Source organism: Chryseobacterium sp., assembly GCF_008831505.1.
Taxonomy (GTDB): domain Bacteria; phylum Bacteroidota; class Bacteroidia; order Flavobacteriales; family Weeksellaceae; genus Marnyiella.
Genome location: NZ_CP044507.1, coordinates 2583606 through 2597904, shown reverse-complemented (window position 1 = coordinate 2597904; position 14299 = coordinate 2583606). Strand labels below are relative to the sequence as shown.

The following is a 14299-nucleotide window of genomic DNA, read 5'->3' as shown; positions in this document are numbered from 1 at the left end:
TAAATATCATGGATAAACCATGGAAACTTTTTTATTGCGCATTTTAAAGTTTCGTAACTTTAGTATGTCAAAATGCAGATGATGGGCTTACCTCGATGCAGCATCCTTTCCTAGAAACTAAAAACCATCAATACTATGAGTGCACAAACACAAGATTTACGTAATGTGGTGATGCTGGGACATTCCGGTTCCGGCAAAACCACGCTTATAGAGGCAATGTTGTATGAAGGAGGAGCCATAAGGCGCCGCGGCAGCGTAGAGGGTCACAATACCGTAAGTGATAACACAGATCTGGAACATCAGCGGGAAAATACAATCTTTTCGCACCAGATGTTCGTAAACTGGAAAAACAATAAGATCAATGTTCTGGATACTCCGGGTTTTGATGACTTTGTGGGTGAGGAAGTGTCTTCGCTGAAGGTTTCCGATACTGCCGTTATTGTCCTGAACGCTGCTAATGGTGTAGAGGTAGGTACCGAACTTGTATGGGAATATGTTCAGCGTTATGAAACACCCGCAATTTTCGTTATCAATCAGATGGATCATCCCAAGGCTGACTATGACAGTACCCTGCAGCAAGCTCGTGAAAGATTCGGTTCCCGCATTGTACCAGTACAGTATCCGCTGAACGCTGGCGACAAGTTTAACCGGATTATTGATGCTTTAAGGATGGTGATGTATGAATTTCCTGAAAGTGGCGGCAAGCCCGAAAAGATGCCTATTCCCGAAAGTGAGATACAGCGGGCAAATGAGATGCATAATGCTCTTGTAGAGATTGCCGCTGAAAATGAAGAAGGACTCATGGAAAAATATTTTGAACAGGGAACACTTACGGAGGAAGAACTGGCAAAAGGGATAACCATCGCATTAGCGCACCAGCAGTTTTTCCCGGTTTTTGTCTCTTCGGGCCTGAAAGACATGGGCAGTGGGAGAGTCATGGGCTTTATTGATGATATTGCGCCCTCACCGCTGGACCGTCCGGCCAGGAGGCTGCTGGATGGCAGTGAGCTGACCTGTGATCCCACTGAAAAAACCACCGTATTTATCTACAAAACAAGCTCCGAACCTCAGGTGGGCCTCCTTTCCTACTTTAAGGTGATGTCCGGAATCCTGAAACCGGGAGATGAACTTGTGAATGCCGAAACAGGAGAAATTGAACGAATTGCGCAGTTATTTGTCTCTGAAGGAAAAGAGCGAATTCCCGTCCGTCAGCTGGAGGCTGGTGATTTGGGGGTAACTGTAAAACTTAAGTCTGCGCGCACCAACAGCACCCTTAATGCCCGGGGTGCCACCAGGAGCATAAGGCCGATGGAATTTCCCGAAAGCCGTGTAAGGAAGGCTGTTTGGGCTGAAACTACAGCCGATACGGAAAAACTTTTTGCAGCTCTGAACAAAATGAAAGAGGAAGATCCAACCCTGAAACTTGATATTGATGCGGACACCCATGAAGCCATTATTGGCGGACAGGGGCAGTTGCATCTGGATTTGCTGAAACAAAGGTTGGAGAAGGATTTTGGGGTAAAGATGCAGATGAAAGATCCGCGGATTTCTTACAGGGAAACCATTACGGGACGTGCTGATGCAAGTTACCGTCATAAAAAACAGTCAGGTGGTGCGGGACAGTTTGCTGAGATCCATATGCGTGTTGAAAATTATTACGACGGAATGGACGAACCATCCGGACTGAGTATCCGTCAGAAAGATTTTGAGGAGCTGCCCTGGGGCGGTAAACTGGCTTTCTACTGGTGTATTGTAGGAGGCACCATAGACAACCGTTACATCGGAGCCATCAAGAAAGGGATCATGCAGCAGATGAAAAACGGCCCTTTAACTGGATCTCCATGTCAGAACGTACGGGTAGTGGTATACGACGGAAAGATGCACAGTGTGGACAGTAACGATATATCATTCCAGCTGGCAGCTTCCGGCGCATTCAGAGATGGTTTTAACAATGCGAAGCCCCAGCTGCTGGAACCCATGTACCATGTAGAGATTCTATGCCCAGAGGAAGCCACCGGGGATGTGATGGGTGATCTGCAAACCCGACGTGCCATGATCACCGGTATGGATACTGAAGGTCATTACCAAAAGATTATGGCTGAGGTGCCGCTGGCCGAAATGAACGACTATGGATCTTCACTAAGATCTATTACCGGCGGCAAAGCGAAGTTCAGCATGAAATTCTCGGACTACCAGCTGGTGCCGTCAAATGTGCAGCAGGATTTGGTGCAGAATTACCGCGCAACGGTAGTTGAAGTGTAATTATTGATTAAATATTGACCGGATGGCCATTTCTTTACGGGATGGCCGTCCTCTTTAATAAGAACCGTCTACTCCTCCAGGTAAACCAGTTCCTCACCCGGATTCTGATTAATATCTGAAAGTATTACCGCAGTTTTCGTCTTGGTCATCAGGTGTTCCACAAAAAATGAAGTCTCAAAAAACTGTCTGTGAATGCCCTGTAGCAGTTTCATAAACAAATCCATACCTACCTTGTTGTTGTGCAGGTCCATTTTTTTTTCCAGCGGTTTATTGGGGAAAAGTTCCTCGTGCAGGTCGGTAATTTTCTTACAGTAATTCAACGCCTTTTGCGGAGAGGAAACCTTACAGCAGTACATCAAAATCAGGCAGGTCCATAAAGCATGCCGGTAAGCATTGCCGATTCCGTTTGCAGCACTGGTCTTCGGAAAATGTTTCTGCGCAATGGAAAAAGACCTTGCAGTTGCGTAAAAACTCAAAAGTGTGAATAAAGGATGAGGAGCCGTGGCTCTGATAAGCATCACGATCTTTTCAAAGCTTAAGGTAGAAAGAGTCCGGACAAACAGGGTAGGTAACTTCCGCATAAACAGAAATCTCACCCGATAAGGTGAGATCTATAGAGTGTTTTTAAAATTAAGCCGGGGTCAGTAATTTAACCGTTTTGGAAACTGTTTCCTTGATTTCGGTGCGGCGTACGATGAAATCAACAAATCCTTTTTCCTGAATGAATTCAGATGTCTGGAAACCTTCCGGCAAATCACGCCCAATGGTCTCTTTAATAACGCGCGGGCCTGCAAATCCGATAAGCGCACCCGGTTCTGCCATAATGATATCTGCCGTCATCGCAAACGAAGCGGTGATCCCGCCAAAAGTTGGGTCGCACAGATATGCAATATAGGGCAGGCCGGCTTCAGACAGCTGTGCCAGTTTACTCTGCACTTTAGCCAATTGCATCAGCGAATAAGTGGCTTCCTGCATTCGGGCACCACCGGACTGACATATAATCATGTACGGAAGTTTATTTTCGATGCAGTAATCCACCGCACGGCGGATTTTCTCACCCATTACAGAGCCCAAAGATCCTCCAATGAAAGAGAAATCCATACAGGAAACCACCATAGGCGCACCGTTCACGGTTCCGGTAGCGTTCCGTATTGAATCTGTGAGTTTGGTTTTGGCCTTCACCTCCTTCAATCTTTCTGAATATGCTTTTGTATCCTTAAAGTTCAGCATATCCACACTTTCCACGTCCTTGTCCAGTTCTTTGTACTGATTTCCGTCAAAAAGCATTTCAAAGAATTCGGTACTGCCTATGCGCACATGGAACCCGTCTTCAGGAGAAACATAATTGTTTTTCCTGAGCTCTTCATGCTCCACTATCTTTCCGGATGGGGTCTGGTGCCACAAACCTTTAGGAACGTCCTTTTTGTCTTCTGTAGAAGTTGTTATATTCTGCGCCTTTCTTTTAAACCAGTCAAATGCCATTATCTAATATTTATTAAAACTGAATTCCAAAGGAGTTCTGTAATTTTCCGATTTACTGAGCTCCTTTGGAATTCTAACTGTTACTTAAGGGTGTTTACATTGTTCAGGTCCTCAAATGCCTGAACCAGTCTTGTTCCGAATGTTTCTTCACCTTTTCTGATCCAAACCCTTGGATCGTAGAATTTCTTGTTAGGTTTGTCATCACCGTCCGGGTTTCCGATCTGCGCTTTCAGATATTCCATCTTTTCAGCCACATAGTCGCGAACACCTTCAGTATATGCAAACTGAAGATCAGTATCGATATTCATCTTAATTACTCCGTAATCAATTGCTTCCCTGATTTCTTCCAGTGAGGAACCGGAACCGCCATGGAATACAAAATTGATCGGTTTTTCAGCTGTGCCAAATTTTTCCTGTACAAATTTCTGTGAATTGTCCAGAATCTTAGGGGTAAGTTTTACATTACCCGGCTTATAAACTCCGTGAACATTACCAAATGCTGCAGCAATAGTGAAGTTATCAGAAATCGCCTTCAGTTTTTCATAAGCGTAAGCCACCTCATCAGGTTGTGTGTAAAGTTTGGAGGAATCAACACCTGTATTGTCTACACCATCTTCTTCACCACCTGTAACACCAAGTTCAATCTCCAGTGTCATGCCCATCTTTGCCATTCTTTCAAAATATCTGCAGGAAATTTCCATATTTTCCTCCAAAGATTCTTCAGAAAGGTCCAGCATATGCGAACTGTAAAGTGATTTACCGGTTCTTTTGTAGAAATCTTCGTTGGCATCCATAAGACCGTCAATCCATGGAAGTAGTTTTTTCGCGCAATGGTCGGTATGTAAAATCACGGTAGCACCGTAGGCTTCAGCCAATGTGTGAATGTGCTGTGCACCAGCAATACCGCCCAGGATAGCAGATTTTTGTCCTTCAGTACTCAGGCCTTTACCACCGTTGAAAGCAGCACCGCCATTCGAAAACTGAATAATTACCGGCGAGTTTAGTTTGGCAGCGGTTTCCATGGTAGCATTTACATTGCTGGAACCAATAACATTTACAGCGGGAAGCGCAAATTTATTCTCTTTAGCATACTGAAAAAGGTCTGTTACCATTTCACCTGTGGCAACTCCTGCCGGAAACATTCTACTCATAATTTTTACTTTTTAAGGATTGAATCTGTGTTTTGAAATATCCTGTAAAGTTAAGGTTTTTTTGCGAATGACTTCAGTTGCGTCTGTCTTTTCCCCAAAGTAATCTTTCCCGGAGTTTGTCAAAGAAATTAATATCCCTGGGCAGGAGCAGATTCAGTTCAAAAGGTGCTTTCTTTAGCCGTACTTCTTCCTCAATATCAAGTTCATAAAGACGGGAGTCCAGTGACAGTGAATATTGGGGGACACGGCTGGTGACCTTAAGATGAATTTCTACATCGTCCTGCACTACAATGGGCCGAACATTCAGGTTATGGGGCGCAATGGGTGTCAGTACAAAATTATCGTTGGTGGGCGATATGATGGGACCGCCACAACTCAGTGAATACGCTGTTGAGCCTGTAGGGGTGGACACGATGAGACCGTCTGCCCAGAAAACCGTCAGGAAATCATCGTTGATATAGGTGTCAACCGTGATCATTGCCGTGGTTTGTTTACGGCTGATGGAAACATCATTGAGCGCGTAAGGGAATGCGATGCTGTTTTTTTCGGTAAAGACTTCAATGACCGACCGTTTACTCAGTACCAGGTCGCCTTTCACTATACTGTCTATATTATTGAATATGTCTTCTTTGCTGAAACTCGCCAGGAAGCCCAGCCTGCCGGTATTTACGCCTATGACCGGAATCTCAAGGTCCTGAATATAAATAAGTGCATTCAGAATGGTTCCGTCTCCTCCAAAACTGAAAAAGAAATCCACACCGTGGGTCTGGAGTTCGGCTCTTGAACTGAAAGTTTCAAAATCCTTTGAGAACTGCAGGTCGTTCGCAGTGTCGCTGTGCAGTACGGATTCTATTCCGCGGCCCGCGAGCTCAGATATGAACCTGCTGAGGTACAGAAAAGTATCCAGGTCTTTTTTCTGGGAATATATGGCAACTTTCATTGATATAGGTTTGTTAAAATTCCAGGAATTTCTGAAAAAAACCAAAACGGTCCTTCAGTAAATCCTCTTTCTCATCGCTGTAATGTTTATGCACCACATTATAGCCATATCTTTCGAAAGTCTCGTCAATGGAGGTTAGGTTCTCACTGCTGATCTTCATCGTAAGCCAGAAATTATCTTCGTTGATTGCACTTACATAGCAACCGTAAATCTTGGCATTATTGGTTTCTACAATCTGGGAGATTTCTGTAAATGAATAGTGTTTGGAGTTGGTCTGTATGGTGAGTATGGCGCCCGGTTCGGAAAAAAGAGGGTATTTAGAAAATTCACTGAAAATATCGTCGCAGGAAATGTAGCCCAGATATTTTTCGGTAGCGCCGATCACGGGTACGACATTGGAATTGAAAGTGTGAAATAGCTTTACGGTGTCCAGAATACTTCCGTCTGCCTGAATAGCAAATTTCTCAAAATGCAGTTCCAGACTGCCCAGCGGGCCTTCGGGACTTTCCTCCAGAAAGATCTGGCTTAGGGCACCTGCATAGATTCCTTTCTTTTTTATGAAGACATGCGAATATCCAAACTCCTTGGCAAATTCCGAAGCAGCCTCTACAGAATCGCTCCAGTTAAACGCAGGATAGTCCTTGGAAATATAATCTTTAATAAACATACGCTAAAATAATAAAATTTGAAGACTAGCGCATTTTTTGTGTACTATTTCGCTTAAACCGTTAAATAGTTTGGAAGATAAGGCTCAATTGTAATATCTTTGTCGCCTTTCATTTTTACTTTTTATTAGATTTATTTCAAACTGCACTGCCTTTCAGGGCTTTGCAGTTTTTTATTTCAAATCTTTAAAGAAGTGCCACATCGCAATCCCCGCACATACAGAAACATTCAGTGAGTGTTTGGTGCCTAACTGCGGAATTTCCAGAAAAGTGTCGTACAGTGCGAGGGCATTGTCAGAAAGGCCGTCCACTTCATTTCCAAGTACAAGAGCGTACTTTTCCCCGCGCTTGACTATGTAACTGTCGATATTTACACTGGCTGTGGTTTGTTCCAGACCGACAACCGTGCATCCCTGATCTTTAAGGTTTTGCAAAGCCTCGGAAATATCCTTTACATAAATCCATTCCACAGTTTCGGTTGCGCCCAGAGCCGCTTTATGGATTTCGCGGTGTGGAGGTACAGGCGTAATCCCGCAGAGAATGACTCTTTCTACAATAAATGCGTCCGCAGTCCGGAAAACGGCACCTACATTGTGCATGCTCCGCACGTTATCCAATACCACAGTAACCGGGATTTTCGTGATCTGTTTAAAGGTTTCCCTGTCCACACGCCCTAAATCTTCAAGTTTTAATTTCTTTGCCATAATTTTTCTGTGCTGCAAAGATACTTTATCGGTACTTATGGTGGGGGGAATGAAAATCTGTTCTTACTTCCTGTTTGTGTGTGGCTCCCCTAAAGGCTTCCTGAGATTATTTGTATTTTTACCCTCAATTTTAATTTTAACGATGGCCAAAGCGAAAAAAGAAACCCCCTTAATGTTGCAGTATAATACTATTAAGGCTAAGTACCCGGATGCATTGCTGCTTTTCAGGGTGGGGGACTTTTATGAGACTTTTGGTCAGGATGCCATCCGTGCTTCGCAAATCCTCGGTATCGTGCTGACGAAAAGGGCAAATGGAGAGGGTCATATTGAACTCGCAGGATTTCCGCATCATTCAGTTGACTCATATTTGCCGAAATTGGTTCGCGCAGGACTGCGTGTAGCCATCTGTGATCAGCTGGAGGATCCCAAAGCCGTAAAAGGCATTGTAAAACGGGGTGTTACAGAACTTGTTACACCAGGAGTTACCTTCAATGACCAGGTACTGAATTCAAAGAAAAACAATTTCCTGCTGGCTGTTCATAAAGAGAAAGAAATGTACGGACTGGCACTGGTAGATGTATCTACAGGTGAGTTTCTTGTTTCCGAAGGTAATCTGGAAAAGCTGCTGCACATTGTAAACACCTTTGATCCCAGCGAAATCCTGTTCCAGCGTACCAAAGACGTTCCTCCACAGCTGAAAAACCGCAGTTTTTTCCGGCTGGAGGACTGGGCATTCCAGTATAATTATGCGGTAGAGAAACTTACAGCTCACTTCAAGACTTCGTCGCTGCGCGGGTTCGGTGTAAGCGAACTTAAACTTGCCATCACTGCCGCGGGTGCCATATTTGCTTATTTGGTAGAGGATACCCACCACGATCTGCTCACCCATATTACGCGCATTCAGAAAATCCCGCAGGAGGATTATCTTATGATGGATCCCTTTACCCTCCGAAATCTGGAGGTGGTTTTGCCGGCCCACAGGGAAGGGCGGAGTTTGCTGGATATCATTGACAGAACCTCTACACCTATGGGAGGCAGACTTCTGAGAAGGAGAATTATCCTTCCGCTGAAAAATATAGTTGAAATACAGTCCCGGCTTTCGCTGATAGAATTTTTTAACGGTCAGGATATGCTCAAATACGATATCCAGATTCTGCTGAAATCCATTTCAGACCTGGAAAGGCTCATGGGTAAACTTGCATCAGAGAAAATCTCGCCCAAGGAATTGGGGTTTTTGCGTCACAGTTTGCGAAGCATTGCGGAAATCCGGAGTAAAATCCTTGCCTATCCCGAAATCGGGAATTCGCTGGAGATACTCACAGATCATGCGGAACTTATACATTATCTGGATATGCACCTTAACGCTGAACTGCCTGTTATGCTCTCAAAAGGAAATGTAATCAAGAGCGGCGTTTCCGAAGAACTGGATTATTTACGTGGTCTGCAGCAGAAGGGTAAGTCTTTTCTTGACGAAATGTGCCAGCGTGAAGTGGAAAGAACGGGTATTGCATCGCTTAAGATAGATTTTAACAATGTATTCGGCTATTATATAGAAGTGCGTAATACCCATAAGGACAAAGTCCCTGCAGAGTGGATCCGAAAGCAGACGCTGGTTAATGCAGAACGGTACATCACCGAAGAACTTAAAGAATATGAAACCCAGATCCTGGGGGCAGAGGAGAAGATTTCGGTGATAGAGTACAGGCTATACCGCGGCATATGTAATCATGTAATGTCGTTTATGGCAGAAATCCAGCGCAATTCCGGACTTATAGCACAGCTGGATGTAGCCGTAGGCTTTTCCGAACTGGCGGTGTCCGAAAGTTACACCCGGCCAGTCTTAAATGAAGGTTTCGCCATTGATATCCGTGAAGGCCGGCATCCGATAATTGAGAGTGCTCTGCCCCTTGGGGAGAAATACATCCCGAACGATGTCTTCCTGGATCGCGATACGCAGCAGATCATTATGGTTACCGGTCCCAATATGGCAGGTAAATCGGCGATACTTCGGCAGACCGCCCTCATTTGTCTGCTGGCTCAGATTGGCAGTTTTGTACCTGCAAAATACGCGGAAATTGGGCTGTTAGACAGGATATTTACCCGTGTTGGAGCCACCGATAATATCTCCGCAGGCGAATCTACTTTTATGGTAGAGATGAATGAGGCTGCCAGCATCCTTAACAATATAACCAACCGCAGTCTCATCCTGCTTGATGAACTTGGCAGGGGCACCTCAACCTACGACGGTGTCTCAATTGCGTGGGCCATTGCCGAATATCTGCATCAGCATCCTACACAGGCCAAAACGCTTTTCGCGACGCACTACCATGAACTGAACGAAATGACCCTGAACTTTACCAGGATCAGAAATTTTCATGTTTCCATTCAGGAGAACAAAGGGTCTGTTATCTTCCTGCGCAAGCTTTTGCCGGGCGGAAGTGAACACAGTTTCGGTATCCATGTGGCTAAGTTGGCCGGGATGCCGGCAAAAGTTGTTCACCGCGCCGCTGAAATACTGAAAACCCTGGAACAGAGCCGAAATGCCGGCGATGGGCGTGAGTCTGTTAAAAAACTGACCGAGGAAAATCTGCAGCTGTCCTTTTTTCAGCTGGATGACCCGGTGTTGGAGAACATCAGGGAAGAACTCCATAAGATCGATATCAACACACTGACGCCAATTGAAGCCTTAATGAAATTAAATGCAATTAAGAAGATGATTGGGAAGTAGTCCTTCACAAAATTGCGTTGGTTATTCCGCTTGTCCTTTTCTGCAAAAGTAAATTTTAAGGTGTGCTGAAAAAGAATAACTTTGAGGCATAACAGAAACTATGAAAAGAGACCTCTACATTGACTTTGCGAAGGGCTTTGCCACGCTTTCCATTATTTTTATTCACACAGTTTTTTGGTCCGGACAGTTTTATATCCCTACCGAACTCAGGGTACTTTCACTGCTGATTGACGTGCCGCTTTTCTATGCACTTTCCGGTCTGACCTCGGGAGGAAATGTGGAAAAAACTTTATACAGGCTGTTGAAACTGCAGATAACCTTTATGATTTTTGTGACCTTTCTCTTTTTTCTTGATTACCTGTTCAAGGTCTTCGGCCTCAACCTTTTTGGTCTTGCCTGGATGCAGGAATTCTATTCGACTTTTGGTGCCAAGTATGTTCCTCAGAATATCTCAAGCATGCCACAGTGGCAAAACCTGGGTAACTGGTACCTGCATCAGTATACAAATGCCGATACATTTCCCGTGGTAATGGGGAGTTTCTGGTATCTGAAGGTCTATTTTATTCTCACCGTTCTTGGCGTGCTCATTATCCGCTTTTTTCCTAAGCATCTTAATTGGTTCATCGCTCTGTGTTTCGGACTCACCGCACTGTTTAATCTTATGCCGCAATATTATCCCAGCGGTCAGGTGGGATATGTTACATTATACCTGGGGATTTTCCTTCTGGCAAACCGATTGAAAGGGAAGAAGATTCCTATGCCCTGGGTTTTGTCACTTTTGAGCCTTATGCTTATCATTTTGGCGGTAATTTACTGGAACGAGGGAAAAGAGTACATCCTGAAAATGAATAAGGCCAAATTTCCGCCAAAGGCACTTTATATTCTTTGGTCATCCTTTTCACTGATAACTCTGTTTGCGCTTTACAACCGTCTGAAGGTCAAAAAGGAGAGTTTTGTTACCTATATTGGCCGCAATGCCATCTTTTTCTATTTCGCACAGGGCATAAGCTCGTCGCTTGTCTACTTTGCAGTGGTCCCGCTGAAAGAGCAAATGCCCTGGTGGATACTTATGATCCTGATTTACATTATGAATATTGTTTTAGCAGTAATAATTGCGGAAGCACTGAAAAAATTGGACGCATTCGGCTGGAAAACCCTGCATTTTCTCCGCAAAAAAACCGCCTCAGATTAATCTGAGACGGTTTCGTGACAATATATATGAAGTGATTTAGTCGTTGGCTCTGTTGCCTCTTGCTACAAGGGCAATAATTACAATCAGTACCAGGGCACCTACTACCCAGTACAGTGGGTTAGTAAACCACTCTTCGGTAGTAGTGGTAGTGGTAGTTTCAGAGGTCGTAATATCTACATCGGCTGCATCCTGCGCAAATGCGATTATACTGGAGAAAAACATAATGGTAAGGAGGAAAAGTTTCTCGGATCTTCTTTTGATGATGTTAGTCGTTTTCATAATTTATTTTTTTTAATGTTGAGTTGATATTTCCAATTTGAATGCCACGAAACCTCACTGTGGGGCTCATAATACTAATGATGTAAGCAATCGCTGAAATTCTGAAAGACGCAAATCCACGCTCGGATATTTAGAATAATAGTAACTTTACAGAAATTATCAAGTTCATGTTTAAGCTGAAACTCCCTACTGATCCCAGATGGGCAAATATTGCCGAGGGAAATCTTAGTGAAATTCTTACCGATCACGCATGGTGCGAACAGAAAGCCGCAACCAATTCCATTACGCTGATCACCTTACTGCCTGAATATCCTGAAATTGTATCGGAACTTCTGAAAATTGCACAGGAAGAACTGGATCACTTTAATCAGGTGCACGAAATCATCAAAGCCCGGGGCTATGATCTGGGACGCCCGCGGAAAGATGATTATGTGAACGACCTGGCAAAATTTATAATACAGGGCAGCCGCGAAGACCTGATTATTGATAAAATGCTCTTTGCAGCAATGATTGAAGCCCGAAGCTGCGAACGCTTTAAGGTTTTAACAGAGAATATAAAAGATGAAGAGCTGAAAGTGTTCTACCGCGAACTGATGATTTCTGAAGCAGGACATTATACCACCTTTATAGGATTTGCGAGACAGCTCGGAAAGGAAGAAAAGGTGAACAGGCGCTGGGAACAGTGGCTTGAGTATGAGGCTCAGGTGATCAGCAGCTACGGAAAAAGAGAAACCATTCATGGTTAAATTCACACAGGTTGCATGACAAAAGAGCAGGTTCAACAGGTATTAAATATGCTCCTGAAATCTTTTTTTCAGGGCCTGATGATTGTCGGTCCGTTTGGACTTACCGTTTTCTTTATTTGGTATATTGTTTCCAGTGTAGACAATCTTTATCCGGCTATCTCAGCTAAATGGCCCGGAGTGGTGTTTATTTCCATTATCTGTACGATTACTCTGCTTGGCTTTTTAGGAAATAAATTCCTGGTAGGGCGCCTGCTGCTGGACCGCATGGACCTTCTGCTGGAGAAAACGCCGGGAATTAAACATATTTATACCCCTACAAAAGATGTGATGTCATCCTTCGTTGGGGACAAAAAGAAATTTACGAAACCCGTATGGGTTAAGACTTCCGAGAACCCTGTGGTATGGCGGATAGGCTTCCTTACACAGGAAGACATGACTGACGTGGATAAGGACCATTATGTTGCAGTCTATCTGCCGCATTCCTATGCCATTTCTGGCTGGGTAATTATTACGGAAGAAAAAAATGTAAAGGAGGTTCAGGGCATGAGTGCCGCCGCGGCAATGAAATTTGCCGTAAGTGGTGGTGTGGCCGGTTTCCACAGTGATAAGACTGTCTTTAAAGCTCCGGAATAAACCGGGTGTACCTGTAACAGTTCGTGATGCGAGTTCCGCATCGGTTTTCCATTTAACATTAATCCAACTTTAAATATAATAATGAAATTACCTTACGCAGAACCCTACAGAATAAAAATGATTGAAGAAATCCGCCAGTCCTCCCGCGAAGAAAGAGAGACCTGGTTGAAAGAGGCCAACTTTAATCTTTTCAATTTAAAATCCTCACAGGTATATATTGACCTGCTTACGGATTCGGGTACCGGCGCCATGAGCGATTCCCAGTGGGGCGCCATGATGACAGGAGATGAAAGTTACGCCGGCTCACGGTCTTTTCAGGCGCTTTTTGATACGGTAAATAAAATCACTGGCTTTCCCTATCTACTGCCTACCCACCAGGGACGTGCAGCGGAGAATGTGCTTTTCTCTGTTCTCGTAAAGGATGGTGATGTAATTCCCGGAAATTCACATTTTGACACTACCAAGGGACACATTGAATTCCGTAAAGCCCACGCGGTAGACTGTACGATTGATGAAGCATTTGATATTGAAAATGATCATCCTTTTAAAGGCAATATTGATCTTGAAAAACTGGAAGCGGTATACAAAAAGTACCCAAAGGAGCAGATACCTTTCTGTTTGATTACCATCACATGTAATACTTCCGGAGGTCAGCCGGTTTCACTGGAAAATATTAAAGCGGTGAAGTCACTCTCTGACCGTTATGGTATACCGATCTATTTCGACAGTGCACGGTATGCTGAAAATGCTTATTTCATTAAGACCCGTGAAGCCGGCCAGGCCGACAGGACAATTAAGGAAATTTGCGCGGAAATCTTTTCTTACGGAGAAGGTATGACCATGAGTTCCAAAAAGGACGGTTTGGTTAATATTGGTGGTTTTATAGCGCTTCGTAACGAAGAGGTTTTCCAGAAAGCTTCTAACTTTACTATTATATATGAAGGATTCATTACCTACGGCGGATTGGCGGGTCGGGATATGAACGCGCTTGCAGTGGGGCTTGATGAAGCAACGGAATTTGATTACCTGCACAGCCGTATTTCGCAGGTGGAATATCTGGGAAACAAACTTATTGAGTACGGAATTCCTGTGCAGAAGCCTATTGGCGGACACGCGGTTTTTGTAGATGCGCTTAAGTTTCTGCCGAATGTTCCGCGTTCAGAATATCCTGCCCAAACTCTTGGACTTGAACTTTATAAGGAAGCCGGAATCCGCGGTGTGGAGATTGGAACGCTCTTGGCCGACCGTGATCCTGAAACCCGCGAAAACAGATACCCTAAGCTGGAACTTCTGCGTTTGGCAATTCCGCGCCGGACCTACACCAATAACCATATGGATTATATAGCTGCGGGCCTGAAAAATGTTTTTGACCGCAGGGAAGACATAAGCAAAGGATATAACATCACCTGGGAGCCCCCCATCCTCAGACACTTCACTGTAAAGCTGGAAGAGGCAAAGTAGATTTGCAGGTTCAGCACTGAAACAAAAAAACCGGAAAATTATATTTTCCGGTTTTG

13 protein-coding genes are annotated in these 14299 nt (G+C 44.3%); 6 read left to right on the top strand and 7 right to left on the bottom strand.

Going from position 1 to position 14299, the window contains the following annotated elements:
• Nucleotides 1–135: 135 nt before the first annotated feature.
• Nucleotides 136–2262, top strand: a complete 2127-nt coding sequence (locus F7R58_RS12195) for an elongation factor G (protein ID WP_158065181.1) — start codon at nt 136–138, stop codon at nt 2260–2262.
• A gap of 68 nt (nt 2263–2330) precedes the next feature.
• Here F7R58_RS12195 and F7R58_RS12190 read toward each other — a convergent pair whose 3' ends face one another.
• The 6 genes from F7R58_RS12190 to F7R58_RS12165 form a co-directional block, all read right to left on the bottom strand.
• Complete coding sequence (locus F7R58_RS12190; protein WP_158065180.1) at nt 2331–2843, bottom strand: DUF6973 domain-containing protein; 513 nt, start codon at nt 2841–2843, stop codon at nt 2331–2333.
• A 49-nt stretch (nt 2844–2892) separates the two neighbouring features.
• Nucleotides 2893–3744 carry an acetyl-CoA carboxylase, carboxyltransferase subunit beta gene (gene accD / locus F7R58_RS12185; RefSeq protein ID WP_158065179.1) on the bottom strand — a complete coding sequence of 284 codons (852 nt, stop codon included), beginning with the start codon at nt 3742–3744 and terminating at the stop codon, nt 2893–2895.
• An 80-nt stretch (nt 3745–3824) separates the two neighbouring features.
• Entirely contained in the window at nt 3825–4895 is a 1071-nt protein-coding gene (fbaA, locus tag F7R58_RS12180) for a class II fructose-bisphosphate aldolase (protein ID WP_158065178.1), read from the bottom strand.
• Nucleotides 4896–4968: 73 nt separating this feature from the next.
• On the bottom strand, nt 4969–5835 hold the full coding sequence (locus F7R58_RS12175) for an NAD kinase (RefSeq protein WP_158065177.1): 867 nt from the start codon (nt 5833–5835) through the stop codon (nt 4969–4971).
• A 13-nt stretch (nt 5836–5848) separates the two neighbouring features.
• Nucleotides 5849–6502 carry a CBS domain-containing protein gene (locus F7R58_RS12170; RefSeq protein WP_158065176.1) on the bottom strand — a complete coding sequence of 218 codons (654 nt, stop codon included), beginning with the start codon at nt 6500–6502 and terminating at the stop codon, nt 5849–5851.
• A 171-nt stretch (nt 6503–6673) separates the two neighbouring features.
• Nucleotides 6674–7204, bottom strand: coding sequence for an RNA methyltransferase (locus tag F7R58_RS12165; RefSeq protein ID WP_158065175.1), 531 nt, complete (start codon nt 7202–7204; stop codon nt 6674–6676).
• A gap of 142 nt (nt 7205–7346) precedes the next feature.
• Here F7R58_RS12165 and mutS point away from each other — a divergent pair, with 142 nt between their 5' ends.
• Nucleotides 7347–9932, top strand: a complete 2586-nt coding sequence (mutS, locus tag F7R58_RS12160) for a DNA mismatch repair protein MutS (protein ID WP_158065174.1) — start codon at nt 7347–7349, stop codon at nt 9930–9932.
• 100 nt (nt 9933–10032) lie between these two features.
• Nucleotides 10033–11124: an acyltransferase family protein gene (locus tag F7R58_RS12155; protein WP_158065173.1), complete on the top strand. Its 1092-nt coding sequence runs from the start codon at nt 10033–10035 to the stop codon at nt 11122–11124.
• 36 nt (nt 11125–11160) lie between these two features.
• Here the strand turns inward: F7R58_RS12155 and F7R58_RS12150 are convergent, their stop codons facing one another.
• A complete protein-coding gene (locus F7R58_RS12150) occupies nt 11161–11403 on the bottom strand; it encodes a hypothetical protein (protein WP_158065172.1) in 243 nt (80 codons plus the stop codon).
• Between the two features lie 167 nt (nt 11404–11570).
• Between F7R58_RS12150 and F7R58_RS12145 the strand changes: the two genes are divergently transcribed.
• The 3 genes from F7R58_RS12145 to F7R58_RS12135 all read left to right on the top strand — a co-directional run bounded on the left by F7R58_RS12145 (nt 11571) and on the right by F7R58_RS12135 (nt 14243).
• Entirely contained in the window at nt 11571–12149 is a 579-nt protein-coding gene (locus tag F7R58_RS12145) for a tRNA-(ms[2]io[6]A)-hydroxylase (RefSeq protein ID WP_158065171.1), read from the top strand.
• 15 nt (nt 12150–12164) lie between these two features.
• Nucleotides 12165–12782 (top strand): DUF502 domain-containing protein, encoded by a 618-nt coding sequence (locus F7R58_RS12140; protein ID WP_158065170.1) that lies wholly within the window; start codon nt 12165–12167, stop codon nt 12780–12782.
• 81 nt (nt 12783–12863) lie between these two features.
• Nucleotides 12864–14243 carry a tryptophanase gene (locus tag F7R58_RS12135; protein ID WP_158065169.1) on the top strand — a complete coding sequence of 460 codons (1380 nt, stop codon included), beginning with the start codon at nt 12864–12866 and terminating at the stop codon, nt 14241–14243.
• The last annotated feature ends 56 nt before the right edge of the window (nt 14244–14299 follow it).